Genomic DNA, 24495 nt, shown 5'->3' with positions numbered 1-24495 from the left:
CCGGGCCCATTCGGAACAGGAAGACGATGTGAAAGCCATCCGCATTCACCGCTACGGCGGCCCCGAAGTCCTGCAACTGGATGAAGTCCCGGTGCCGGTACCGGCGGCCGACGAGCTGCTGGTCCGCGTCAAGGCTGCCGGGGTCAATCCGGTCGACTGGAAGATCCGGGAAGGCTGGCGGGCCGACCTGCTTCAGCACAGGCTGCCGCTGACGCTGGGCTGGGACGTCGCCGGTGTGGTCGAATCGGTCGGCTCCTCGGTGACCGGCTTCAAGGCCGGCGACGCGATCTACGCCCGTCCCGACGCGTCGCGCGACGGCTGCTACGCCGACTATGTCGTCGTGCGTGCCGGTGAAGCGGCGATCATGCCGCCGACGATCACGTTCGACGAAGCGGCCGGCGTGCCGCTGGCGGCACTGACCGCGTGGAAGGCCCTGTTCGACGAAGCGGGACTCAAGGCCGGCCAGCGGGTGCTGATCCATGCCGGTGCCGGCGGGGTCGGCGGCTTCGGCATCCAGCTGGCCAAACATGCGGGTGCGCACGTGATCGCAACCGCGTCGACCGACAATCTGGCGCTGCTGCGCCTGCTCGGCGCCGACGTCGTCGTCGACTACACTCGCGAGAACTTCATCGTTCGTGCGCCCGACGTCGACGTCGTGTTCGACACCATCGGCGGCGAAACGCAGGACCGCTCGTGGGCCTGCCTCAAGCCCGGCGGCGTACTGGTGTCGGTGGTCTCGGAGCCGGACCCGGAAACCGCGCAGCAGCACCGGGCGCGCGGCGCACTGGTCGTCGTCCGGCCCGACGGCCCTCGTCTGGCCGAACTGGCCAAACTGATCGACGCAGGCGCCGTCACTGTCGTTATCGACGACGTCTACCCGCTGGAAGCGGCACGCGAGGCGCACGAGCACAGCCAGACCGGCCACGCCCGCGGCAAGATCGTGCTGCACGTCGCCGACTGAACGACCGGATCAGCGCGGGCAGGGAAACGTCACCTCGTGGATGGCCCGTTCCTGCTCGCACTCGGCGACGCTGAGGCCGCAGCCGCCACGCTGTCGTGCGCAGCTTCCCGCCTGCGCGCGCCAGGCATCGATCGGTACCGGCCGGCCGAAGTAGTAGCCCTGCGCCGCACCGACCTTCCTGTCGTTCAGGTAGGCGAGCTGCACCGGGGTTTCGACCTTTTCGACCACGACCTTCAGCCCCAGACTGGCGGCGATGTTCAGGACGCCGTCGAGCACCCGCTCGACTTCGCGGCGCTTGCCGATCCCGTCGAGGAACAGCCCGTCGATCTTGACGTAGTCGAAATGGAAGCGGTGCAGGTAGCCGAGCGAGCTGTATTCGGCGCCGAAGTCGTCGAGCGCCACCTGGATGCCGTGCCGGCGCAAGCGGCCGAACAGTGCGTTGATTTGCTCCGTCTGCGCGATCGTGACGAAGCTGCGCTCGGTCACCTCGATCACCGGCTGCAACTGCTGTGCCCGGACCGTTTGCCCCCAGTATTCGATGCCGGCGAACAGCGCCGCATCGTCGAGCAGTTCCGGCGGCAGGTTCAGCGCCAGCCGCGTGCCCCATGGCAATTGCAGCGCCGGCAGATCGGCGATCACGCGGTCGATCAGCAGCCGCGTCAGGTCACCGATGACGCCGGTTTTTTCCGCGCGGGCAATGAACAGGTCCGGCGGCACGAAGCGGCCGTCGGGCAGCGGCCAGCGCGCCAGCACCTCCACCCCGGACAGCACCTGACCGGGCAGATCGAACAGCGGCTGGTAGTACGGCACGATGGTCCCGTCGGTGACCGCCTTGCGCAGCGCCCGGTCGAACGCGCGCTCGTTGCTGGTCAGGCGGCGGCAGAATCCCAGCAGCACCCAGAGCACGCCGGCCACGATGAGGTTCCAGGTCACCACACTGTCGCGGACGTACTGCCACCACAGGGCGCCGTCGGCCTCGACATAGACCTGCACGCCCCCCGGCGCAGTCGCGGTGCCCCATTCGTGGCGGAACGCCGGCAGGTGCGACCCGACCCGCAGGTCCGAACGCAAGTAGGTGCTTTTCACCCGCAGCACCACCAGCCGGTAACGTGCCGGATCCTGCGTGCGCAGCAGGTCGAAAAAATACTCGGCCGACATGATGCTCAGGATGTTGAAGCCGTCCGCATACGGGTAATACTGCACCAGGCCCGCACTGCCCAGATTGAGCGGTGAAGCCGCCTGGTAGTTGTCGCCGACCAGCAGCCGGTCGAGCAGCCGGTCGGTCTGTGCCTGTGCCATGCCGGACAGCGACGTACACGCCAGTGTTGCCCCCTGCAGCACGCTGATGCCCTTCACGTAAGGCACGCTGTCGGCCAGTTTGCCCAGCGACGCGACAAAACGGTCGTCACACGGCGGCGATGCGCGACCCAGCCAGTGCCGGTGCGCTTCGTCGGCCAGCCCGTGCGACCGCGCCAGCACCTGTGCAATCCGCTGCGCCAGCGTGGCGGCAGTGCTGTCGAGTTCGTGCGCCACGCTGCACTGCGCGAACAGGAACAGGGCGGTGTTGGTCGCGACGATGGCGATCACGGCGGCCAGCAGCAGCAGCAGTCTGCGTCGGGCCTCGTGCCCGGGGGAACGGGAGACCGGCATCAGAGCACGTTCAGCCGGCGGAGTTTTTCAACGGCGCCGACGCGGTTGCCGACGCCGAGCTTGCCGTAGATGCCGCTCAGATACCACTTGACCGTCTGCGTGGCCAGACACAGTCGCAACGCCACCTGCTCGTTGGTCAGTCCCTCGGCAACCAGCCGCAGGATTTCCAGCTCGCGCTCGCCGAGACCGAGCGCCGGCTGCGCAACGGGCCGCTGCCCTCTGGCCGCGAGCACCCGTTCGGCGTGGGCCTGCTCGGCGGCAGTCAGGATGCGGGCCCCGGGTGCCGCCAGGCTCGCCAGCAGTTCGGTCAGGGCCGGCCCTTCGTCCAGGAAGGAACTGACCGTGCCGTTGACCAGGGCCAACTGCAGGGCCAGCTGCAACGACTTGCCGGCCGACACCCGCTCGTCGGCGCACAGGTGGCCCGCGGCCATCAGCAGGTGCAGCTTCATCCGCCGCCATGCGTGGCCGATCCGGGTCGTGTCGGCAATCATGGCGGCAAGGCGTTGCATGGCCTCGGCACGGTGGTGCCCGCCGGCATGCAGCATCAGCCGCAGGATCTCCACGCCAGCGCCTTCAAGCTCCTCGGCCGGATGAATGAAGCCCTCCGGCGCCAGCGGCCCGGTCTGGTCGAGCAGATCGCTGACGAACATGCGCAGCCGCATCGGGTCCTGCGTGACGATGGCGATGCGGGCCATTTCGAAGCCGATACGCCGCTGCACGGCGCCGTTCTGCGCATAGCGGTCTGCCAGCCGTTCGAGGACCAGCATGGCCTGCCCCGCCCCCTTCTCGATCAGCGTCAGGCGCGCGTCGACCAGCCCGGCCAGCAGCGTGGACAGCACCGAAGGCGAGCCCCTGTGCAGCCGCTGGTAGCGGTCCAGCCAGTCGCGCGCCAGATCGTACTCGCCCAGTTCGTACAGCAGCTGCAGCCGGTAGCCGACGCAGAACACGTGCATGCTGCCGGCCTGCGCCCGGGCGTCGCGCAGACGGAGCATGTCGTCGGCGTTCTCGAGCACGTCCAGCGCGTGCTTCAGGTCGCCGCCGGTCGCCAGGATCGCCGCTTCGAGGAAGTACGAGGTGAACAGGCCCTGCAGGTTGCCGACCTCGCGATGGATGCGTTTGGCCTGCATCAGCGCCGCCCCGGCCCTGGCCAGCTCGCCGTGGCTGATCTGGATCATCGCCAGCATGTTGTAGATGCGGCCGCGATTCATGTCGCCGACGCTTTCCAGCATCGGCATCAGTGCTTCGACACCCTGCAGGATGACCGCATAGTCATGCTGCGGAAATTCGGTCAGGATCAGTTCCTGCAGGTTGATGGTTTGCTCGACGAGCGGATCACACATGCCACGCATATTCGTTTTCATTTCCCTCAGGGCATTCAGCGCCTGGTGTACGTCGCCGGAAAAAAACAGGCTCCAGATGTAGCTGACGTTCAGACCGGTGTTGCCGTGCAGATATGCCGGCGGCAGCGCGCGGCACCAGTCGGTCACCTGCCTGAACTGCGCGCGGAACAGCAGGCTCTGCGCCAGTGCGGGCAGCCACTGCATGGCCGCCGCCCAGGCACCGGCTGCCATCAGCTGCCCGACTGCGTTTTCGGTCTGCCCCCGCGCGGCGAACCAGTCGGCCGCACGCAGGCGCAACTGCGCCAGCGCCTGCGGTGACACGCCCCCGGCAAGGTCCGCGGCGTGTGCAGCCAGGACCGGATGCACCCGGTAGCAACCCTCGCCGACGGTTTCGACCGGCAGCCCGTCGCGCACCATCGCCGCAAGACGGGGGGCGCTATCGTTGCGTCCGGACAACCGGTCGGCCAGTTCGGCCGGTACGTCACCCAGTGCTGCAATCGTGGTCAGGAAAACCCGGTCGTCGCTGCCCGCCGCCGCGAGCACTTCGTCGTCGAGGTAACGCGCAACACGCTCACGGTACGCGGCCGCGTCCGCTTCGCCGCCGTGGCCGTTCAGGCTCGACCGCAACAGCGCGGCGATCGCCGGCCAGCCTGCGGTCGCGTGCGCCAGGGCCGCCACGTCGGGATCGCGGCCGAAAGAAGCCCCGCCGCACAGCGCTGCGACCTCGTCCCCCCCCATCCGCAAGGCCGGCGTTCCGAGTTCGACGAGCCCGCCGCTGGCGCGCAGCGGTTCGAGCCCCTGCGGCCCGAAGCGGCGGGCCGACATCACCAGCGTCAGTGCGGGCGGCAAGGCCCCGAGCACCGTCTGCAACCAGCGTCCCTCGCACGCCGCCGGCAGTTGCTCCAGCGCATCGATGAACACGAATCGGCCGGGCCGCTCGTCGACGGACGCCTGCAGGGACCGCGCGGCGCGCTGCGGGTCCCGGTCCGCCGGCTCGGGGCGCAGCCATTGCGCGGCCCCCGGGCCCAGTGCGCGGAACAGCGACAGCAGCGCACAGGTCTTGCCGAAGCCGGCCGGCGCGTGCAGGACCAGTACGCGGCACCCGTGCAGCTGCGCAACAAGCCTTGCCTGCAATGCAGGCCGCGGCACAAGGCCGGACGGCGCCTGCGGCGGGTCGACAGCCAGCATGTCGGTGATCTCCAGTCACGCGCCGGCCACCCTCGGCAGCCGGATCGGGGTCAGACCTTGTAACGCGCCACGACGCCAAGCAGTTCCTGGCTGTAGCCGTGCAGCTGGCCGCCGACATCGGCGGTGCCCTGCGCGTTGGCACTGGTCTCTTCGGTCATCTGCGCGACCTTTTCGATTTCCTGCGCCATGCTGTTGCTGGCCATGCTCTGCTCGCGCATCGCATCCGAGATGTCGTTGACGCTCGACAGCACCGCCTGGGCACTGTCCTTGATCTGCGCCACGACCTCGCCCGCCGAGGTGACATGGCTCACGCCGGCGGCGACCTCTTCTACGGTAAGCCGGATCGCCGTCACCGTGTGCAGCGCCTCGCTCTGCATCTGCTCGATGGTCCGGGCGATTTCCTGCGTCGACGTGCCGGTCCGCTCGGCCAGCTTGCGCACCTCGTCGGCGACCACCGCAAAACCGCGCCCGACCTCGCCGGCGCGTGCCGCCTCGATGGCGGCGTTCAGCGCCAGCAGATTGGTCTGCTCGGCAATCTCCTTGATGGCCGTCACCACCGTGCTGATGTTCTCGGCCTTCTGCGAGAGCGCCTCGACCTGCTGCGCGGTCATGTTGGCCCGCTCGGCAATCCGGTCGACCTTCCGGATCGCCTCGGAAATCGCCTCGCCGCCGGTCACGGCCAGATCGCCGGCCTGTTGTGCCAGCACGCGCGTTTCCTGCGAGCGCTCGGCCACGTGCGCAATGCTGACCGTCACCTCTTCGACCGCCGCGGCCATCGCCGACGACGAACTGCTGACCATCTCGTTGGCGGCGGACAACTCCTGCGTGTTGGTTGCCAGTTCCGACGCGCGCATGCCGACATTGCGGCTCACGTCGCCGATCGTTCCCAGACTCTGCTGGACGATGGCCAGCAGACCGTTGAGCGCGGTCGCCGTCACGCCGATCTCGTCACGCGAACCTGCGGCAAAGCGCCGCGAGAAATCGAGCGTGCTGCCGATGTCGGCCGTTTCGCGCTGCAGGCGCCCCAGCGACTGCGAAATGCTGCGGGAAATGACGAAGCCGATCACGAGCAGTGCAATACAGCCGACCACACCGATCGTGGTTACCACGGCATACAACAGACGCAGATCGGCACCGACTTTTTCGCTGCCCTTTTTGCCCAGGTCGACGTTGAACCTGACCAGATCGGTCACGGCCACAAACACCTTGTCGGCGGCCGGCGAGGTGACCTTTCGCACGAAATCGACTTGCGCCTCGTTGCCTTCGATGGTCATCAGCTGATCACCGAGTGCATTCCATTTTTTGGTGGCATCCATCACCACATTGAACAACTGCCGGTCCTGATCCTTGATGTCCGGCGAATCGAGCTCGATCGCCTTGTCATAGGCATGCAGAGACTGGTCCAGCTTTGCCCGCGCAGCGAGGAAGCTCTCCTTGACCGCCTTTTCGTCGGCTGGCCCCACCGACGCCCACATTAGGGCCTGACGGCGCGCCTCGGCAAAGTTCTGGTTGATTTCCGGCACGGTTGCCAGTGTCGGCACGATATTTTCGGTGATGTCGTAGGCGTCTTCCTTCACGGCGGAGACGGTGACGAAAACGGTGCCCAGCAACAAGGCAAACGTCACGATGCCGACCGCATTCAGCAATACCAGCTTGGTTGTGATTTTCATGACCGTACTCCCGTTCGGGCCGGCCTTCCCGATGTCCGATAGATACCAGATTTCATGCTGCGCTCCACGCCCTGTATTTGTAAGAAACAATGAGAAATACACAACATGACATTCGGTTTTTTATGATTCATTACATCGCCATGTTGCCGCCGCAGAATAGTGAAGGCGGCCACTGCCAACAACGGCGATTCGGACAGACATTGATATTGGTCAATACGTGACAACGTCATTTGCGCTTGCCACCCGAACGGGTGGTGCCAATGCGTTTTTTTTGTGCATTGAAGCCGGAGCACGCCACACCGATGCGGTCATTTTCATTGAATAAATGTTTATTTATCCATAAAAATCATTTACTTAAATAAGATACATATCTTGAATGACTCGACCCTGACCTACCGAGAACGGATATCACCGCGCTTTGCGCACAGACTGGTATCCATACCCCGGTCATTGCCGGCCCGGTTCGAAGGCCGGATTGCCGATGCAAACGGCATGCAAATACCCGTACGGAATCGGAAACCGGTAAAAAGAAAAAGCCGGCGCATTGCTGCGCCGGCTTTAATCCGGATCAATTTTTTCAGACTCCATCAGAACAAAACTTTCACCTGGTGAAACCGTAGACATCCATCGCCAGAATGCGTTCGGTCACCCCGTCGTAATGACGCAGCGCCTGCGTCTGTTCGCCGGCAGCCCCCAGTGCCACGTACAGCGGCAGCAAATGCTCCTCGGTCGGATGGGCACGCTCGGCCGCGGGTGCGCGATGCCGGTAATCGAGCAGCGCGTCCAGATCGGCAGCCTGCAACCGGTCATGCATCCAGTCCTGGAATGCGGTCACATACGGTAGTGCCGGCGCACCGTCGAAGCCCGGCTCGAATTCGTACAGGTTGTGCGTCAGGCTACCCGAGGCGATCAGCAGCACATCGTCCGGCAACAGCGTTGCCAGCAGCTGCCCGAGCCGGTAGTGCCATGCCGGGCTTTGCCGGGCATTGATCGACAACGGCACCACCGGGATATCGGCGGCCGGGTAGAACGATTTCAGCGGTACCCAGCCGCCGTGGTCGAGGCCGCGTTGCGGGTCGAGCTGCACCGGCCAGCCGGCCGCTTCCAGCCCGTGTGCCAGTTGCTGCGCCAGCGCCGGATCACCCTGCGTGTCGTAACGCTGCTGGTACAGCGCGGCCGGAAAGCCGTAGAAATCGTGGATCGTGTCGTGCGCAGCTGCCGAACCGATCGTGGTGATCGTCGCGTTGTGGTGCGCCGAGACCATGACGATGGCACGCGGACGCGGCAAGCCAGCTGCGATCCGGGTCCAGGCCTCGCCGGTGTGGCCGGGGTCGAGCGCCAGCATCGGCGAACCGTGGGAAACATAGAAGGTAGGCAGTCGGGTCATCATCGTTCTCCTGGCGCGACACCGGACGGCCATCGGCCATCCGGGTTCGGGATTGTGGATTTACTTGCTGGCCGGGCTCTTCACGAGGGCCAGCTTGCCGTCGCCGAGCAGCGCCAGCACCGCGGCGGCCACGGTCAGGAACACCGGGTATTCCCAGCCGCCGTTCGGATTGCTGAACGACCAGCCGTTGCCGAAGTGGACCGTCGACGCGCCGGCCAGCAGCAGGGTCAGCGGCACGGCAACGAGGCGCGGCATCACGCCGAGGATCAGCAGTGCACCGCCGCCGATTTCGGCAAACGTCGTCGGATACGCCAGCCAGCCGGGAAAGCCGACCGAGGCAAAGAACTGCGCGGTGCCCGGCAGGGTGAACACCAGCAGCTTGGTGAAACCGTGGGCCAGGAACATCACGCCAAGGGCAAGGCGAAGCAGCAAGGCGGCATAGGGGGCGGTACGTTGGTCGATCATCATGGGGCTCCGTTCGGGATAGTGGCTTGAGTGGCGGCCTGTCTGTTGCAGGCGGTTCGGCATGTGCCGTTGCAGTGGTGCCACTTTAGGCCGGGTCCGGATCAGGATAAATATGCGATCATGTGATTGATTATCCCGAAATTCGCAACAATCAGATTTTTACCGTCGGAGCACGACCATCGACCGCTTTGCCGCCATGCAGGTATTTACCGCCGTCGTCGACGCCGGCAGCTTCGTGCGCGCCGCCGAGCGGCTCGAACAGTCGACCACCGCCGTATCGCGCCAGTTGGCCGAACTGGAAGCGCATCTTGGCGTGCGACTCCTGCAGCGCACGACGCGGACGATGTCGCTGACCGAGGTCGGCCGGGTCTATTACGCTCAGTGCGTCTCGCTGCTGGCCGAGCTGGCCGAGACCGAAGCGGCGGTCAGCTCGGCCAGCCAGATCGCCAGCGGCGTGCTGCGCGTCAACGCCCCGGTGTCGTTCGCCATCCGCCACCTCGCACCGCTGTTGCCCCGGTTCCGCACACTGCAGCCGCAGGTCGGCATCGAGCTGGCCGTCAACGACCGCGTCGTCGATCTGGTCGATGAAGGCTACGATCTGGCGCTGCGCATCAGCCGCCAGCCACTGGCGTCGACCTTGATCGCCCGGCGGCTGGCGCCGGTCCGCGTCGTCGTCTGCGCCGCGCCGGACTATCTGGCCCGCCACGGTACGCCGGCGGCGCCCCATGAGTTGGGCCGGCACCAGTGCCTCGGCTACAGCTACACCGATCGCGGCACCAGTTGGGAGTTCGCCGGCCCGCCGCCGCACAGCGTCGAGGTCAACGGCTTCCTGCGCGCCAACAACGGCGACGTGCTGGTCGAGGCGGCGATCGCCGGCGCCGGGCTGATCGCCCAGCCGACCTTCCTCGTCGGCGATGCGCTGCGCGACGGCCGGCTGGTGCGCGTGCTGGCCGACCATGCCCTGCCCGACTACACCGCGTGGGCGGTCTATCCGAGCCGGCGCTTCCTGTCCGCCAAGGTGCGCAGCTTCGTCGATTTCCTCGCCGCCGCCTGGGGCGACGCGCCGCCATGGGATGCCGGGCTTTGACCGTTCGTCGTTTCACGGCAAACAACACTAGACCGACCGGTCTACTCGAATTAAAGTGCACAGCATGAAACATGAACAACCCGACACCAAGCAGCACATTCTCGATACCGGCGAAGCCATCATCCTCGGCAAAGGCTTTGCCGCGGTCGGGCTGACCGAGATCCTGACCGCCGCCGGCGTACCCAAGGGCTCGTTCTACCACTACTTCAAATCCAAGGAGCAGTTCGGCAACGAGCTGTTCGAGCACTACTTCAGCAACTATCTGAAGGAGCTCGACGTGCTGTTTGCCGACGATGGCCGCAGCGCGCAAACGCGGCTGATGGCGTACTGGCACGGCTGGCTGTCGACGCAGGGCACCTGCCGCTGCGAGGAGCAGTGCCTCGTGGTCAAGCTCTCGGCCGAGGTCTCGGACCTATCCGAACCGATCCGCGACACGATCCGGAGCGGCACCGGCCGCGTCGTCGCCCGGCTGGCGAAGCTGGTCGAAGCCGGCCTCGCCGACGGTTCGCTGCCGGCGGCACTTGATCCCGAACACACCGCCGCAACCTTGTATCAACTCTGGCTCGGCGCCAGCCTTCTGACCAAGATCCGCCGTGACGACAGCGCATTGCAGACCGCGCTGGCTGCCACCCGCACCATGCTGAACGTGAGCGACTGAGCCCACGGCTGTATCCACCCGATGACGGCACCACAAGTGCCGTTTCTTTGACCCGACAACTAGACGACCGGTCTAATCCTACGGAGCACACCATGCAATCGTTCGACTTCTACAATCCCGTCCACATCGTTTTCGGTCAGGGCCGCATTGCCGACCTGGCCACGCTGGTCCCCGCCAACGCCCGCGTGCTGGTGCTCTACGGCGGCGGCAGCATCAAGAAGAACGGCACCTATGACGAAGTGCTCGCCGCACTCAAGGGCCACACGGTGTTCGAGTTCGCCGGCATCGAGCCGAACCCGCGCTACGAGACGCTGCTGAAGGCCGTGGCGCAGGTCAAGGCCGAGAAGATCGACTTCCTGCTCGCCGTCGGCGGTGGCTCGGTCGTCGACGGCACCAAGTTCGTCGCCGCTGCCGCACAGTACGACGGCGACGCGTGGGACATCCTCACCAGCGGCGGCGCGGTCGTGAACAGCGCCCTGCCGCTCGGCGCGGTGCTGACACTGCCGGCCACCGGTTCGGAAATGAATCAGGGCGCCGTTGTCACCCGTGAAGCGACCAAGACCAAGCTGCCCTTCCACACAGCCAAGGTGTTCCCGAAGTTCGCCGTGCTCGACCCGACCAAGACCTACAGCCTGCCGCCGCGCCAGGTCGCCAATGGCGCCGTCGACGCCTTCGTCCACGTCGTCGAGCAGTACCTGACCTACCCGACCGACGCCCCGGTGCAGGACCGCTTTGCCGAAAGCCTGCTGCAGACGCTGATCGAAGTCGGTCCGAAGGCGCTGGCGACACCGCACGACTACCAGGTGCGCGCCAACCTGATGTGGGCCGCGACGATGGCACTGAACGGCCTGATCGGTGCCGGCGTGCCGCAGGACTGGGCAACGCATCTGGTCGGCCACGAACTGACCGCGCTGTACGAGCTCGACCACGCGCAAACACTGGCGATCGTGCTGCCGGCGATGCTGCAGATCCGCCGTGCCGACAAGCGCGCCAAGCTCGTCCAGTACGCCGAACGCGTCTGGGGCATTCGTGACGGCAGCGACGACGAACGCATCGACGCCGCCATCACCAAGACCCGCGAGTTCTTCGAAGCCATGGGCGTCAAAACCACGCTGTCGGACTACGGCCTCGGTACCGACGCGGTCGATGCGGTGGTCAGCCAGCTCGAAGCGCACGGCATGACCACCCTCGGCGAAAAGCAGGACGTCACGCCGGCAGTCAGCCGCCGCGTGCTCGAAGCCGCCCTCTGATCAGCAACGGAGCACACCCATGACGACCAACCACCGCATCGTTCTGGCATCCCGCCCCAAGGGCGCGCCGACGCCGGACAACTTCCGCCTTGAAACCGAAACGCTGCCGGCGCCGGGCGCAGGCGAAGTGCTGCTGAAAACGCTCTACCTGTCGCTCGACCCGTACATGCGCGGCCGGATGAACGACGGCCCGTCGTACGCACCACCGGTCGGCCTCGGCGAAACCATGGTCGGCGGCACCGTCAGCCGGGTCGAGCAATCGAACCACCCGGACTTCGCACCGGGCGATCTGGTGCTGTCGTTCAGCGGCTGGCAGGCCTACGCGCTGTCGAACGGCGAAGGCCTGACCAGGCTCGATCCGGCGCTGACCCGGCCGTCGCTGGCGCTGGGCGTGCTCGGCATGCCCGGCTTCACCGCCTATATGGGCCTGCTCGACATCGGCAACCCCAAGCCTGGTGAAACTGTCGTCGTCGCCGCCGCCAGCGGCGCGGTCGGCTCGGTCGTCGGCCAGGTCGCCAAGCTCAAGGGTGCCCGCGTCGTCGGTATCGCCGGCGGTGCCGACAAGGTCCGCTATGTCGTCGACGAACTCGGTTTCGACGCCTGCGTCGACCACCGCAGCCCGAGCTTCGAAGCCGACCTCGCCGCCGCGACGCCCGACGGCATCGACGTGTATTACGAAAACGTCGGCGGCAAGGTGTTCGACGCCGTGCTGCCGCGGCTGAACGTCGGCGCCCGCGTGCCGGTGTGCGGACTGATTTCGCACTACAACGCCGAATCCTTGCCACCGGGACCGGACCGCACGTCGCTGCTGCTGGGCACGCTGCTGACCAAAAGCATCCGGATGCAGGGCTTCATCATCTGGCACGACTACGGCCACCGCTACCAAGAGTTCTTCGACGCGATGGCGCCGTGGGTGACCAGCGGCCAGGTGAAGTTCCGCGAAGACGTCGTCGACGGGCTGGCCAACGCGCCGGCCGCGCTGATCGGGCTTCTGGAAGGCAAAAACTTCGGCAAGGTCGTCGTCCGCATCGCCGACTGATCACGAAGACCCAAGCGTTTTGCAGTACTGCGTGCCGGCCCGGCCGGCACGCGCCCTTACCGCACCTTCATCCCCTACAGGACGGACATCATGTCGCTCGACAAACTGCTGACCCCGCTCACCATCGGCCACGCCACGCTCGCCAACCGCCTCGTCATGGCACCGCTGACGCGTTCGCGCGCCGCCCAGCCCGGCGATCTGCCGACGGCGCTCAACACCACCTATTACGCCCAGCGCGCCAGCGCCGGGCTGATCGTCACCGAAGCCACGCAGATCTCGCGTCAGGGTCAGGGTTACGCATGGACACCGGGCATCTACACCGATGCACAGGAAGCCGGCTGGAAGGACGTCGTCGACGCCGTACACGCCAAGGGCGGCAGGCTGTCGCTGCAGCTGTGGCACGTCGGGCGGATTTCGCACCACCTTCTGCAGGAAAACGGCCAGGCACCGGTCGCCCCGTCGGCGATCCGCGCCGAAGGCGCCAAGAGCTTTGTCGTGCAGGAAGACGGCACGCCGGCCAACGTGCAGACCGACACGCCGCGCGCGCTCGAGGCCGACGAGCTGCCGGGCATCGTCGCCGCCTACGCAGCCGCCGCAGCACGCGCCAAACGCGCCGGTTTCGACTTTGTCGAAGTCCATTCGGCCAACGGCTACCTGCTGCACCAGTTCCTGTCGACCAACAGCAACCAGCGCACCGACGCCTACGGCGGCAACCTTGAAAACCGTGCCCGGCTGCTGCTCGAAGTGATTGATGCCGTCGTTGGCGAAATCGGCGCCGACCACGTCGGCGTGCGACTGTCGCCGAACTTCGTCGCCCATGACATCCAGGACGCCGAATCCGAAGCGATGGCGACGTATCTGGCCGCCGAGTTCGCCAAGCGCGGTCTTGCCTACCTGCACATCGCCGAGCCGGACTGGGTCGGCGGCGCACCGCTGTCGGACGCCTTCCGCGCCGCGCTGCGCAGCCATTTCAACGGTGCGATCATCACGTGCGGCGGCTACAGCGCCGAATCCGGTGAAGCCCGCCTTGCCGGTGGCACGGCCGACGCGATCGGCTACGGCCGGCCCTTCATCGCCAACCCGGATCTGGTCGAGCGCTTCCGCCGTGGCGCGGCGCTGAACACGCCGGACCAGAGCACCTTCTACGGTGGTGCCGAGCACGGTTACACCGACTACCCGGCACTGGCGGACTGAACACCGTCCACTCGCGCCGAAGCCCGGCCTGGCCGGGCTTTTTTCATGCCCCTACCTTTGGCCTATGCCGCAAACGCCCCGGCTGTGCCACGATGGTGCAATCACGGACCGGAACCTCACCATGCAGATTGCCAGCTTCGACGACTTCCTCAATGCCGCCAGCCAGCAGCCCGAGCCGCAACGGCTGCTGTTCGTGTTCACCCGCGCCGAGCTGCCGGCCGACGCAACGGCAGAGGAAAAAGCCCGGTTCGAACGCGGCGAAGGCGGCGCACTGGCGCCGGTGATGTGTGTCGACAAGCTGCCGGCCGAGGTTGCCGGCTTTGCCGCACTGCGCGACGAATCGCACCGGACCGGCCAGCCCTGGGACGTCGTATTTGCCGCCGCACTCGGCGGCCACGGCGGACGGGTGCCGGACAGCCAGGCCGCCACCGCACCGCTCGAACGCATGGTCGAGATGGTCAAGCACGGGCATATCGGCCAGTTCCTCGCCTTCGGTCGCGAAGGCGACATCCTGCAGCTGAACTGAGCCGGGCGATGAGCGGACCGTTGCGCGGCAGCTGCCTTTGCGGGGACATCGCCTACGAGCTCGACCGGCTCGACCTGCCCATCGTACATTGTCACTGCCGGACCTGCCGCAAGGCGCATGCGGCGGCCTACGCCAGCACTGCAGGTGTCAGGCGCGAGCATTTCCGCTGGCTGCGCGGTGAATCGCAACTGGCGCGTTTCGAGTCGTCGCCCGGCAAGTTGCGCCATTTCTGCAGCCGCTGCGGCAGCCATCTCGTCGCCGAGCGGACAGGCCGACCCCACCTGATCCTGCGGGTCGCGACGCTCGACACCGATCCGGGCCTGCGCCCCGAGGCACACATCTGGACTGCGCATGATGTACCGTGGCTGGAAAGCGACGGCGTCTGCACCTTTCCGGAATGGCAGGACGGGCGCTGAGCGCCCCCCTCCGCATCACGAATCCGCCGGCCGGCGGTCCGGCGCCAGCGCCCCGTACCAGTAAGCCGCGGTCACGCCGCCGTCGACGAGGACGTCGCTGCCGGTGATGAAGGCACCGTCCGGTCCCGTCAGCAGCGCGGCGATCGTGGCAATCTCGTCCGGCGTACCGGCACGGCCGGCCGGGCTCAGCGCCAGCATGCGCCGGTAACCTTCGCCGCGCGGGCCGGCCAGTTCGTCCCTGGCCAGCGGCGTGATGATGATGCCGGGGCTGATCGCATTGACCCGCGCACCACGCTTCCCCCACTTCACCGCTTCGGCACGAACCCACAAGGCATTGCCGCGCTTGGCAATCTGGTAGGCATTCAGCGGATCGGTCACCTCTTGCAGCATCGGCAAGGCCAGCAGGTCGTCGGCCGGCGTCGTCGCCAGCGCGTGATCCTGTTCGGGCGACAGCCCCGGCAAGCGGTGCCCCGACTGCGACGAGATGACGATGCCGGCCCCGCCCGGTGCGATGATCCCGCCGAAGGCCTCGAGCACGAGCGCCGTGCCGTACAGGTCGACCCTGAGGATCACGTCGGGCGGCGCCTGCGACGGCGAAACACCGGCGGCGTGGATGACGCCGGTGACGCTACCGAGCGCTGCTGCTCTCCGCGCAAGCGCCTGCACCGACGCACGCGACGCGACATCGACCACCGCAGTGCTGACCCCGAATCCGGCGTCGGCGAGCCCGCTGACCGCGGCTACCGCGTTGTCTTCGCGAAGGTCGGCCACAAGAATGTGCTTGCCCGCGCCGACCCGGCGCGCGATGGCCACGCCGATGGCGCCCGCACCGATCAGTACCGTGATGTTGTTCATCGTTGCCTTCCTTTTCAGTGAAGCGGTAGGTGCGGATTCAGGCCGGGTACTGGTCGGCGCCGACGTGTTCCATGAAGTCGGCGGTCTTGCCGTCCTGCACTTCCTGAATGGCGATGTGTGTCATCGCCGTCGCCGGTACTGCGCCGTGCCAGTGCTTTTCGCCTTCGGGAATCCACACCACGTCGCCGGGGCGGATTTCCTCGACCGGGCCGCCCCATCGCTGCACCAGCCCGCGTCCGGCGGTGACGATCAGCGTCTGTCCGAGCGGATGGGTATGCCAGGCGGTGCGGGCGCCCGGCTCGAAGGTGACGGTGACACCCAGCGCACGCGCCGGCGCCTTGGCCGGAAACAGCGGATCGACACGCACCGTGCCGGTGAAATACTCGGCCGGGCCGCGCGCCGAAGGCCGGGAACCGCTGCGAATGATATCCATGGTGATCTCCTGTGAATGCCTTGCTGCCCGACTCGGCAGCCGATGGGGAGAATGTAGCCCTCGGGCTTCATGCGATTAAGTAGCCCAATCCGCACGTACTTATGAAAGTAAATCATCAATTGGGCATCATCCTGCACAACGGCCATACAGCAACGCCCTGAAACGACAACGCCCCCGCGCCGGCATCCGGCAGCGAGGGCGTTGTGTGGCCGTAGAACGGTCAGCCCTTGAGCGACGCCATGTCGATGACGAAGCGGTATTTCACGTCGCTTTTGAGCATGCGCTCGTAGGCGTCGTTGATCGTCGCCATGTCGATCAGCTCGATGTCCGAGGTGATGCCGTGCCGGCCGCAGAAATCGAGCATTTCCTGCGTTTCGGCAATGCCGCCGATCAGCGAACCGGCGACCGATTTGCGCCCCATGATCAGCGGCACCGTGTTCAGCACCGGATTCAGATCGCCAAGGTAGCCGACCAGCACCAGCGTCCCGTCGATCGCCAGCGTCGGCAGATAGGGGTTGAGGTCGTGGACGTAAGGCACGGTGTCGAGGATCAGGTCGAAGCGCCCGGCGGCAGCGGTCATCTGCGCGGCATCGGTCGACAGCACGATGTGGTCGGCGCCCAGTCGGCGCGCATCGGCCTCCTTGCCCGGCGAGCGGGTGAACAGCGTCACCTCGGCACCGAGCGCGCTGGCGAGCTTCAGTGCCATGTGTCCGAGCCCGCCGAGGCCGACCACGGCCACCTTGCGGCCCTCGCCGACTTTCCAGTACCGCAGCGGCGACCAGGTGGTGATGCCGGCACACAGCAGCGGCGCCGTACCGGCCGGGTCCAGCCCTTCGGGGACGCGCAGCACGAAGGCTTCCGACACGACGATCTGTTCGGAGTAGCCGCCGTAGGTCGGGCTGTGGTCATGGCGGTCGCGGCCGTTGTAGGTCACCGCCGGAAACTCGACACAGTACTGCTCCAGCCCGCGCTGGCACGGATTGCACACCCGGCAAGAGTCGACCATGCAGCCGACGCCGACCCGGTCCCCCGGCTTGAAGCGGGTCACCCCGGCACCGACCCGGGTGACGCGACCGATGATTTCGTGGCCGGGCACGACCGGATAGACGCTGTTCTGCCAGTCGTTGCGTGCGGTGTGCAGGTCGGAATGGCAGACGCCGCAGTACTCGATCCGGATCTCCACGTCGTCGGTCCGCGGCTCGCGGCGGACGAATCGGTAAGGCGCCAGCGGCGATTCGGGGGATTGGGCGGCATAGCCCAGCACTTCATGACTCATGGTCGGTCTCCAGATCGGCAATCGTTCGGGACATCGTTTGCAAAGGGGTCGGGGCGCGGCGGCGCCGTGCCCAGGATCTGAAATATAGAGGACGCGACGCGGCACGATTGGCTGCAATAATCGGTACAGTCTGATGAACCGGATTCATGAATGTCGCGCGCCAACCTCAACGACCTGCAGGCCTTCGTCTGTGTTGCCCGCACCGGCAGCTTTACCCGCGCCGCCGCGCAGCTGGGCGTTTCGCAATCGGCGCTGAGCCACACGATACGCGGGCTGGAAGCGCGGCTGTGGATTCGTCTGCTGACGCGCACGACACGCAGCGTCGCACCGACCGAAGCCGGCGAACGGCTGCTGGCGACCGTCGCACCGCGCTTCGACGACATCGAGGCCGAGCTGGCCGCACTGAGCGAGTTGCGCGACAAACCGGCCGGCACGATCCGCATCACCACGGCCGAGCACGCCGCCAACCAGGTGCTGTGGCCCAAGCTCTCGCCGCTGCTGCACGACTATCCGGACGTGAGGATCGAGATCAGCGTCGACTACGGCCTGACCGACATCGTCGCCGACCGGTTCGACGCCGGCGTGCGGCTGGGCGATCAGGTCGCCAGGGACATGATCGCCGTGCGCATCGGCCCGGACCTGCGCATGACGGTGGTCGGCACCGCCGACTACTTCCGCCGGCGCCCGCCACCGCAGACGCCGCACGATCTGGCTGCGCACGACTGCATCAACCTGCGGCTGCCGACCTACGGCGGCCTGCTGCCGTGGGAATTCGAAAAGGACGGCCACCGCCTCAACGTCCGCGTCAACGGCCAGTGGACGTTCAACGCGACCCAGCCACGGCTGCGTGCCGCGCTGGCCGGTTGCGGCCTCGCCTTCGTTCCCGAGGACATGGCGCAGCCGCACATCGACGAAGGCCGGCTGGTTCCGGTGCTGGCCGACTGGTGTCCGCGCTTCACCGGCTTCCACCTGTACTACCCGAGCCGCCGACAGGCATCGCCGGCGTTCGCGCTGGTGGTCGAGGCGCTGCGGCACCGGGAATGAGGCCGCAGCGCATCACCCGCTGCTACAGGTCGAACGACGCCTGCATGAAGTAGGTCCGCGGCTGGCCCACGTACTTGCCGTAGTTGTTGTCGGTCGAGCGGGTGTAGTACTCGCGGTCGAACAGGTTCCTGATCCCGGCGGCGAGCTTCATGTTGTAGAACTGCGGACCGAAGCTGTATTCGCCCCGGACGTTCCACGTCGCATAGCCGGCGATGTCGCCGTAGCGGCCATCCGGCGTTTCACTGGTGATGTAGTTCGGACCGGCGCCGGGCGAGTGCTGCTTCGACTGGGCGAAGCCGTCGACATTGAACGTCCACTGCGCACGCTGGTAACGCGCGCCGAGCGTGGCGACATTGCGCGAGTAGAACGGCAGGTCCTTGCCGGCGAAATCGCCCTGCTCCGACGTCGCCCGCGTGTAGACGTAGGTTGCGTAGGCGGTCAGGCCCTTGAGCACCTCGTCGACGTTGGCCAGATCATAGTGGACCGCGGTTTCGATGCCCTGATGCTTCGTGGCGCCGAGGTTGGTCCACTGGTCGCTGCTGTTGGGCTGGCCGGGGATCTTGCCGACGTACTGCATCTCGTTGTCGAAGTCGATGTAGAACAGCGTGACCTCGCCGCCCCAGCGGCCGTCGTCGTAACGCGTGCCGACCTCGTAGGTGTGCGCCTTTTCGGCGGTCAGGCCGTTCGCGCTCTGGTTGCCGCTGCCGCCCTGCGCGATCTGGAAGTACTGCATCGGCCCGAACGAGGTATTGGCGTTGGCGAACACGTTCCAGACGTCGCTGAGGTGGTAGCTGGCGTTGATCGATGGCAGCGGCTCTTCGTAACTCTGCTCGCGGTGGTAGCCGAGCATCACGTCGCGCCACTGCGTATCGATGATCTCGTAGCGCAGCCCCGGCACCACGGTCCAGCGACCGTAGCTGATCGTGTCGTCGATGTAGACCGCCTGTGCCTGTGTACCGCCGTTGCGGTCCTGCGTCAGCACATAGTTGCCCTTGGGCACGCCGCCGACCTTGACCTTGTCGGTCAGCGCCTTCTCGCTCATTTTCTCCTCGAGATAGCGGTAACCGACACCGACCTCGTGACTGGCCTCGCCCCAGGCGAACAGCTGCGAGAAGCGCGGCTCGATCGCGAAAGTGCTGTAGTTGCGCGGATACGCGACCAGCTGGGTCATGTCGTAGTACGCACCGTTGGCGATGTGGCTGCCGCGGAAGCTGTCGGTGTAGTAGGTCAGCACCTCGAACTTGCGCGTCGCGTCGACGTGGCTGTACTTCAGCGACGCATCCTTGCGGCGGCCGGCGAAGTCGTCGTAAGGCCGGGTCGACTGGAACGGATTCTGCGCGTACTCCTTCACCGACAGGCCGCCCGGCATGTCGGCACCGGCGTCGTAGTAATGCAGGCTGGCGGCAAGCGTGTCGCGCTCGGTGATCGCGTAGCTGGCCTTGAGCATCACGTCGTCGATATTGGTGTGATCGTTGTCGTCGCGATAGCCGTCGCCCTTGACGCCCGAATACAGCAGCGCCGCGCCAAGGCCCTTGTCGTTGGTGCCGCCGATCGCCGTGCTGACCAGTTCCTTGACGCCGCCATGTTCGGCACTCTGGATTTCGGTGCTGACGTTGGCGCCGAACTGCTTCGGAACCGAGCGGCTGACGAAGTTGATGATGCCGCCGACGTTCTGCGGCCCGAAGCGCACCGAACCGCCGCCGCGGACGACGTCGATCGCCTCGATGTTGCCGATCGACAGCGGCGCCATCGACAGCTGCGGCTGGCCGTACGGTGCGACCGCCAGCGGCACGCCGTCGAGCAGGATGGTCGAGCGCGGCGACAGCCGCGACGTCAGCCCGCGCACGCCGACGTTGAGCGAAATGTCGCTGCCGCCGGTACCGTTGTTCTCCTGCACCTGAACGCCGGGCACGCGGCGCAGCACCTCGCGGACGTTGGTGGCGGCGCTTTCGGTCAGCACCTGCTGGCTGACATAGGTCCGCGCACCCGGATGGTTGAGCACGTCGACGCTGCTGGCATCGTCAAGCCAGTTGCCGACCACCGACACCGTACCCAGCGTCGCCTCGCCGGCGGAGGTCGTCTCGGCGGCATGCACCTGCATCGCGCCGGCCACGCCCATGGCCATGCACGTCAGTCTGAAACCCTTGCTCACTTCACTTGCTCCCTCGCGACCGTCGAAACCGGTTTCACCGCCCGGCACTTCGACTGCATCGTCGTTTTGTTTTATTGATAATGAGAATTGATTATTAACCGCTTCGCCATGCCGGCGGCATCGGGTAAAGCCCGACCCGGCACGGACCTGCTCCAGTCAGCGTGGAAAATGCGGCTGCAGCACCACGTCGCTGGTCGCGGCGCAGCAGCAGGCCAGCACCTCGCCATCGGCGACGACGCAATCGGGCTTCGTCAGCCAGCGCACCTCGCCTGCCTGCAATGTGCTGCGACAACCGCCGCACTGGCCTGCGCGACACTGCGCGGCAGCGTACGGCTGCAAGGGGTCCAGCGCGGCGAGCAGCGTCGCCGTTTCGCCTCCGCGCACGCTGCGGCCGTCGGCCAGCGCGATGCGGACATCGCCCTGAGCGACACCGGCAGCCGGGCCGAACGATTCGCGGTGGATGCGTCCGGCGGCGACACCGGCCAGCGTCAGGCCGACCTGCACGGTGCCGGTCAGTCCGTCACCTGCGCAGAGCCAGACCGACGTGTTCGCCGGATGGCCGACCAGCGCCTCCACGTCGCGTGGCGTCAGCCGGCCGCGCTCGTTTTGCCAGTCGGCATCCGGCCCGGTCAGCCGCGGCCGGTAATCGAACCAGCTGTCCGACTCGGCCAGTGCGACCAGTTCGTCATGCCACAGCAGCGCATCGCGCGTCCGCGCCACGTGGACCAGCGTGACCCGGGCCGGCGGTGCCGCGCGCAGGCGGTCGAGCATCGCCATCAGTGGCGTGATGCCGATGCCGCCGGCGATCAGCAGCACCTCGTCGGCGCGCTTTGGCCGGCAGGCAAAGTCGCCGCGCGGCCGCGATGCCTGCAAACACGCGCCGACCGGCGTCGCGGCGATCGACGACGACGCGCGCCCTTCCGGTTTGATCGCAATCCAGTAATGCGCCGGCCGACGCTGCCAGCGTGCCAGCGAATAGCAGCGCGCACCGTCGTCGCCGTGGACCAGCAGGTGCTGGCCGGCACCGAACCGGGGCAGGCGCCCGCGCACCGGGGCCAGACGCAGACGGACATAACCGGCAATGACGTCGCGTTCGAGCACGTGCAGCGTCAGCGGGCGCGCCGTCGCGCGCCGGCGCCAGTCGCGCAGCGTCGCGATCCAGCCGCACGCCTGCCACCACAGCAGCGTTACGCACAGGGCGGCCACAACCGTGCCGATCGCCGCGAGCATCATGCGCCCGCCACCGCCAGACGCACGCGCCGCTGCCGGCCGCGCATCCACAGCCAGCTGCCCGACAGGGTCAGCATCAGCATCACCAGCGCGCAGGCATCGATCCACAGCCACTTGCCGTCCTGCCCGAGCAGCGCCTTGCCGGTGTGGATGTCGAACAGCAGCCGCGCCAGACTCAGCGGCGGGTCGACCTTGGGGAGGGAATCCAGCGCGGCAGCGACGGTTGCGTCAGCCTGCCAGTGTTCGCCGTCGGTACTGCGCTGCAGCTTGCCGGCTTCACCGGCGATCAGGCTGCCGTCGGCCAGCACGGCGACGGTGGTCACGTTGCCGGCCAGCTGCTTCGTCCATGCCGACGCATCGCGTCGGTACAGGCCGCTGCTGGTCGCGGCGAACACGCCCTGCGGTGCGTTGACGAACTGGAATACTTCGATCCGCTTGCCGGTCAGCGCCGGCTCGGCACGACCGGCGCGGATTTCCCACAGGCCGTGCTTGCCGCCGACGACCAGCGTGCCGTCGGCCAGCTGCAGCAATGCCTTTGCTTCGACCCGCTCGGGCACGTAGCCGGGCAGCCAGCGGCTCGAGGCATCGATTTTCTTCAGCTCCAGCGACTTGCTGTGCGAGATCAGCAAGGCGGTAACGCAGATCGCCAGAAACGGCAGCGCCAGGATCACCCCGGCCCACATGTGCCAGCGCCGCCAGCGCGACGGCATGCCCTTGTCGTTCATCTTGCCAGCCCGGGTGCGGAAAAGCGCAAATTATAAATGAATTCAATTATCATTTACCAAATTGCTTACAAGCGGTTACCAAGCATGCCGGCGTCCCCGCCACGCGAAAAAAAACCGCAGCCGAAGCTGCGGTTTTCCGGGGCGAAACGACGAGCGCTTACTTGTCGCTCAGTGCCACGACGCCCGGCAGCGCCTTGCCTTCGAGGAACTCGAGCGAGGCGCCACCACCGGTCGACACGTGCGAGACCTTGTCTTCCAGACCGGCCTTCTCGACCGCGGCCACCGAATCGCCGCCGCCGACGACGGTGATCGCACCGGCGGCGGTCGCTTCGGCCAGTGCATGGGCCACGGCGAAGGTGCCTTGCGCGCTGGCATCGATTTCGAACACGCCCATCGGGCCGTTCCACAGCACGGTCTTGGCCGACTTGATGATTTCGGCAAAGCGCTTGCGCGAGGCTTCGCCCACGTCGACGCCTTCCTGATCGGCCGGGATCGCGGTCGAATCCACCTGGACCAGACCGTCAAGCGTACGGGCATCGAAGTCCAGGTGCCTGGTGACCATGGTGTCGCTCGGCAGTTCGAGCTTGTCGCCGGCCTGCGCCATCAGCTCGCGTGCCAGTTCGACGCGGTCGTTCTCGCACAGCGAATTGCCGATCTCCAGACCCTTGGCCTTGAGGAAGGTGAACGCCATGCCGCCACCGATGATCAGCTTGTCGACCTTGGGCAGCAGTGCCTGGATCACGTCGATCTTGCCCGAGATCTTCGAGCCGCCGATGATCGCCACGAACGGACGCACCGGACGATCGACCGCATCGCCGAGGAATTCGAGTTCCTTCTTCAGCAGGTAACCGGCCGCGCGCGGCAGGTTGACGCCGACCACCGACGAGTGTGCGCGGTGCGCGGTACCGAAGGCATCGTTGACGAACACGTCGCCGAGCCTGGACAGCGAAGCGCGGAAGGCTTCGACCTTGGCCGGATCGGCCTTGACGCTGTTGCCGTCGGCGTCCTTGGCCTTGCCTTCTTCCTCGATGTGGAAGCGGACGTTCTCGAGCAGTGCGACCTGACCGGCCTGCAGCTTGGCGACGGCAGCCTCGACTTCCGGGCCGACGCAGTCGTCGAGGAACTGCACCGGCTTGCCGAGCAGTTCGGCCAGACGGGTGGCGACCGGCGCCAGCGTGTACTTCTCGACGCGCGCGCCGTTCGGGCGGCCGAGGTGGCTCATCAGCACAACCGACGCGCCCTGCTCCAGCGCGTAACGGATCGTCGGCAGCGCGGCGCGGATGCGCTTGTCGCTTTCGACCACGCCGTTTTTGACCGGGACGTTGAAGTCGACACGGATCAGGACGCGCTTGCCGGCGAGGGCCAAGTCTTCGATGAACAGCTTGGTCATGCTTTAGCTCCATTGAGTGGATTGGAAATCGATTGCGATTCTACCGGTTCCGGTCGCAGTAGTTCCGGAACCGGACGACTACATTGCGGTCGCGCAATGCCTTCAGGGTAGCAAGGTCACCGGCACGATATCGGCATAATCCCCCGGCGGCACCTGCTGGCTGCCGTAGAGCAGCGCCGTCGCGTAGGCCAGACTGGTGGCGCCGCCGCCCGACGCCGTACCGGAAATCGGCTGGCCGGTGGTGCCGTCGCCGAAAATCGTCGAGCAACTCACGTTGTTGACGCCGACGCACAGCTGGTAGTTCAGCCGTTCGGTCCCCCCGACGCGAAGCATGTAGCGGGCGGAAATGCTCTGGCTGTTCGTGCTGGGGCCGGCCTGCAGCGTGTACGAGGTCGACGTGTCGCAGACGACGACGATGTAAAAGTTGACCACACTGGTGCTCGACAGCTCGGGGTTGTACTGGCCGAACGACGGGTCCTGCCCCTGGTTGATCGAGCAGCCGGCACTCGCCAGGCGGGCGGCCAGCACGAGGAACAGGGCGAAAAACAGGCGGTGCATC

22 protein-coding genes are annotated in these 24495 nt (G+C 66.5%); 9 read left to right on the top strand and 13 right to left on the bottom strand.

Annotation, left to right across the window (positions count from 1 at the left end):
* The first annotated feature begins 28 nt into the window (after positions 1-28).
* Positions 29-961, top strand: coding sequence for an NADP-dependent oxidoreductase (locus IE097_RS03865; RefSeq protein WP_189458832.1), 933 nt, complete (start codon positions 29-31; stop codon positions 959-961).
* A gap of 9 nt (positions 962-970) precedes the next feature.
* Here the strand turns inward: IE097_RS03865 and IE097_RS03860 are convergent, their stop codons facing one another.
* The 5 genes from IE097_RS03860 to IE097_RS03840 form a co-directional block, all read right to left on the bottom strand.
* On the bottom strand, positions 971-2611 hold the full coding sequence (locus IE097_RS03860; RefSeq protein WP_189458831.1) for an EAL domain-containing protein: 1641 nt from the start codon (positions 2609-2611) through the stop codon (positions 971-973).
* Positions 2611-5139: a LuxR C-terminal-related transcriptional regulator gene (locus tag IE097_RS03855; RefSeq protein WP_189458830.1), complete on the bottom strand. Its 2529-nt coding sequence runs from the start codon at positions 5137-5139 to the stop codon at positions 2611-2613. Before IE097_RS03855 ends, IE097_RS03860 begins: the two co-directional genes overlap by 1 nt.
* 50 nt (positions 5140-5189) lie before the next feature.
* On the bottom strand, positions 5190-6809 hold the full coding sequence (locus IE097_RS03850; RefSeq protein WP_189458829.1) for a methyl-accepting chemotaxis protein: 1620 nt from the start codon (positions 6807-6809) through the stop codon (positions 5190-5192).
* 601 nt (positions 6810-7410) lie between these two features.
* Positions 7411-8196: a dioxygenase family protein gene (locus tag IE097_RS03845; protein ID WP_189458828.1), complete on the bottom strand. Its 786-nt coding sequence runs from the start codon at positions 8194-8196 to the stop codon at positions 7411-7413.
* Positions 8197-8256: 60 nt separating this feature from the next.
* The gene (locus tag IE097_RS03840) at positions 8257-8664 is read right to left on the bottom strand and encodes a DoxX family protein (RefSeq protein WP_308429676.1); all 408 of its coding nucleotides are present in this window, start codon (positions 8662-8664) and stop codon (positions 8257-8259) included.
* Positions 8665-8857: 193 nt separating this feature from the next.
* On the opposite strand from IE097_RS03840, the gene IE097_RS03835 reads away from it, so the two are divergent.
* The 7 genes from IE097_RS03835 (at position 8858) to IE097_RS03805 (ending at position 14831) form a co-directional block, all read left to right on the top strand.
* Positions 8858-9748, top strand: a complete 891-nt coding sequence (locus tag IE097_RS03835; protein ID WP_229797415.1) for a LysR family transcriptional regulator — start codon at positions 8858-8860, stop codon at positions 9746-9748.
* 64 nt (positions 9749-9812) lie between these two features.
* Entirely contained in the window at positions 9813-10406 is a 594-nt protein-coding gene (locus IE097_RS03830) for a TetR/AcrR family transcriptional regulator (protein WP_189458827.1), read from the top strand.
* 92 nt (positions 10407-10498) lie between these two features.
* Complete coding sequence (locus tag IE097_RS03825; RefSeq protein ID WP_189458826.1) at positions 10499-11656, top strand: iron-containing alcohol dehydrogenase; 1158 nt, start codon at positions 10499-10501, stop codon at positions 11654-11656.
* Between the two features lie 19 nt (positions 11657-11675).
* Positions 11676-12695 (top strand): NADPH-dependent curcumin/dihydrocurcumin reductase, encoded by a 1020-nt coding sequence (gene curA / locus IE097_RS03820; RefSeq protein WP_189458825.1) that lies wholly within the window; start codon positions 11676-11678, stop codon positions 12693-12695.
* 90 nt (positions 12696-12785) lie between these two features.
* Positions 12786-13889, top strand: a complete 1104-nt coding sequence (locus IE097_RS03815; RefSeq protein WP_189458824.1) for an alkene reductase — start codon at positions 12786-12788, stop codon at positions 13887-13889.
* 121 nt (positions 13890-14010) lie between these two features.
* Complete coding sequence (locus IE097_RS03810) at positions 14011-14415, top strand: ribonucleotide reductase subunit alpha (RefSeq protein WP_189458823.1); 405 nt, start codon at positions 14011-14013, stop codon at positions 14413-14415.
* Between the two features lie 8 nt (positions 14416-14423).
* Positions 14424-14831 carry a GFA family protein gene (locus IE097_RS03805; protein WP_189458822.1) on the top strand — a complete coding sequence of 136 codons (408 nt, stop codon included), beginning with the start codon at positions 14424-14426 and terminating at the stop codon, positions 14829-14831.
* Positions 14832-14846: 15 nt separating this feature from the next.
* Here the strand turns inward: IE097_RS03805 and IE097_RS03800 are convergent, their stop codons facing one another.
* The 3 genes from IE097_RS03800 to IE097_RS03790 form a co-directional block, all read right to left on the bottom strand.
* Positions 14847-15686, bottom strand: coding sequence for an SDR family oxidoreductase (locus IE097_RS03800; protein WP_189458821.1), 840 nt, complete (start codon positions 15684-15686; stop codon positions 14847-14849).
* Between the two features lie 37 nt (positions 15687-15723).
* On the bottom strand, positions 15724-16119 hold the full coding sequence (locus IE097_RS03795; RefSeq protein WP_189458820.1) for a (R)-mandelonitrile lyase: 396 nt from the start codon (positions 16117-16119) through the stop codon (positions 15724-15726).
* A 220-nt stretch (positions 16120-16339) separates the two neighbouring features.
* Complete coding sequence (locus IE097_RS03790) at positions 16340-17395, bottom strand: NAD(P)-dependent alcohol dehydrogenase (protein ID WP_189458819.1); 1056 nt, start codon at positions 17393-17395, stop codon at positions 16340-16342.
* A 150-nt stretch (positions 17396-17545) separates the two neighbouring features.
* On the opposite strand from IE097_RS03790, the gene IE097_RS03785 reads away from it, so the two are divergent.
* Positions 17546-18439, top strand: a complete 894-nt coding sequence (locus tag IE097_RS03785; protein ID WP_189458818.1) for a LysR family transcriptional regulator — start codon at positions 17546-17548, stop codon at positions 18437-18439.
* A gap of 22 nt (positions 18440-18461) precedes the next feature.
* Here the strand turns inward: IE097_RS03785 and IE097_RS03780 are convergent, their stop codons facing one another.
* The 5 genes from IE097_RS03780 to IE097_RS03760 form a co-directional block, all read right to left on the bottom strand.
* On the bottom strand, positions 18462-20591 hold the full coding sequence (locus IE097_RS03780; RefSeq protein WP_229797414.1) for a TonB-dependent receptor family protein: 2130 nt from the start codon (positions 20589-20591) through the stop codon (positions 18462-18464).
* Positions 20592-20747: 156 nt separating this feature from the next.
* Entirely contained in the window at positions 20748-21824 is a 1077-nt protein-coding gene (locus IE097_RS03775) for a 2Fe-2S iron-sulfur cluster-binding protein (protein ID WP_189458817.1), read from the bottom strand.
* Positions 21821-22546, bottom strand: coding sequence for a PepSY domain-containing protein (locus IE097_RS03770; protein ID WP_189458816.1), 726 nt, complete (start codon positions 22544-22546; stop codon positions 21821-21823). The genes IE097_RS03775 and IE097_RS03770 overlap by 4 nt, the downstream gene beginning before the upstream one ends.
* 157 nt (positions 22547-22703) lie before the next feature.
* The gene (locus IE097_RS03765; protein WP_189458815.1) at positions 22704-23936 is read right to left on the bottom strand and encodes a phosphoglycerate kinase; all 1233 of its coding nucleotides are present in this window, start codon (positions 23934-23936) and stop codon (positions 22704-22706) included.
* Positions 23937-24038: 102 nt separating this feature from the next.
* Positions 24039-24494 carry a Csu type fimbrial protein gene (locus IE097_RS03760; RefSeq protein WP_189458814.1) on the bottom strand — a complete coding sequence of 152 codons (456 nt, stop codon included), beginning with the start codon at positions 24492-24494 and terminating at the stop codon, positions 24039-24041.
* Between the last annotated feature and the right edge of the window lies 1 nt (position 24495).

The organism is Jeongeupia chitinilytica (assembly GCF_014652315.1).
Classification (GTDB): domain Bacteria; phylum Pseudomonadota; class Gammaproteobacteria; order Burkholderiales; family Chitinibacteraceae; genus Jeongeupia; species Jeongeupia chitinilytica.
This window is presented reverse-complemented; position numbering and strand designations above follow the sequence as displayed.

Bases quoted from the DNA above. Each gene is read 5' to 3' on its own strand.
- IE097_RS03765 (WP_189458815.1), bottom strand. From the start codon at position 23,936: ATGACCAAGCTGTTCATCGAAGACTTGGCCCTCGCCGGCAAGCGCGTC.
- IE097_RS03805 (WP_189458822.1), top strand. From the start codon at position 14,424: ATGAGCGGACCGTTGCGCGGCAGCTGCCTTTGCGGGGACATCGCCTAC.
- IE097_RS03790 (WP_189458819.1), bottom strand. From the start codon at position 17,395: ATGAGTCATGAAGTGCTGGGCTATGCCGCCCAATCCCCCGAATCGCCG.
- IE097_RS03855 (WP_189458830.1), bottom strand. From the start codon at position 5,139: ATGCTGGCTGTCGACCCGCCGCAGGCGCCGTCCGGCCTTGTGCCGCGG.
- IE097_RS03835 (WP_229797415.1), top strand. From the start codon at position 8,858: ATGCAGGTATTTACCGCCGTCGTCGACGCCGGCAGCTTCGTGCGCGCC.
- IE097_RS03860 (WP_189458831.1), bottom strand. From the start codon at position 2,611: ATGCCGGTCTCCCGTTCCCCCGGGCACGAGGCCCGACGCAGACTGCTG.
- IE097_RS03840 (WP_308429676.1), bottom strand. From the start codon at position 8,664: ATGATGATCGACCAACGTACCGCCCCCTATGCCGCCTTGCTGCTTCGC.
- IE097_RS03770 (WP_189458816.1), bottom strand. From the start codon at position 22,546: ATGAACGACAAGGGCATGCCGTCGCGCTGGCGGCGCTGGCACATGTGG.
- IE097_RS03825 (WP_189458826.1), top strand. From the start codon at position 10,499: ATGCAATCGTTCGACTTCTACAATCCCGTCCACATCGTTTTCGGTCAG.
- IE097_RS03810 (WP_189458823.1), top strand. From the start codon at position 14,011: ATGCAGATTGCCAGCTTCGACGACTTCCTCAATGCCGCCAGCCAGCAG.
- IE097_RS03795 (WP_189458820.1), bottom strand. From the start codon at position 16,119: ATGGATATCATTCGCAGCGGTTCCCGGCCTTCGGCGCGCGGCCCGGCC.
- curA (WP_189458825.1), top strand. From the start codon at position 11,676: ATGACGACCAACCACCGCATCGTTCTGGCATCCCGCCCCAAGGGCGCG.
- IE097_RS03785 (WP_189458818.1), top strand. From the start codon at position 17,546: ATGTCGCGCGCCAACCTCAACGACCTGCAGGCCTTCGTCTGTGTTGCC.
- IE097_RS03760 (WP_189458814.1), bottom strand. From the start codon at position 24,494: ATGCACCGCCTGTTTTTCGCCCTGTTCCTCGTGCTGGCCGCCCGCCTG.
- IE097_RS03850 (WP_189458829.1), bottom strand. From the start codon at position 6,809: ATGAAAATCACAACCAAGCTGGTATTGCTGAATGCGGTCGGCATCGTG.
- IE097_RS03775 (WP_189458817.1), bottom strand. From the start codon at position 21,824: ATGATGCTCGCGGCGATCGGCACGGTTGTGGCCGCCCTGTGCGTAACG.
- IE097_RS03830 (WP_189458827.1), top strand. From the start codon at position 9,813: ATGAAACATGAACAACCCGACACCAAGCAGCACATTCTCGATACCGGC.
- IE097_RS03815 (WP_189458824.1), top strand. From the start codon at position 12,786: ATGTCGCTCGACAAACTGCTGACCCCGCTCACCATCGGCCACGCCACG.
- IE097_RS03845 (WP_189458828.1), bottom strand. From the start codon at position 8,196: ATGACCCGACTGCCTACCTTCTATGTTTCCCACGGTTCGCCGATGCTG.
- IE097_RS03800 (WP_189458821.1), bottom strand. From the start codon at position 15,686: ATGAACAACATCACGGTACTGATCGGTGCGGGCGCCATCGGCGTGGCC.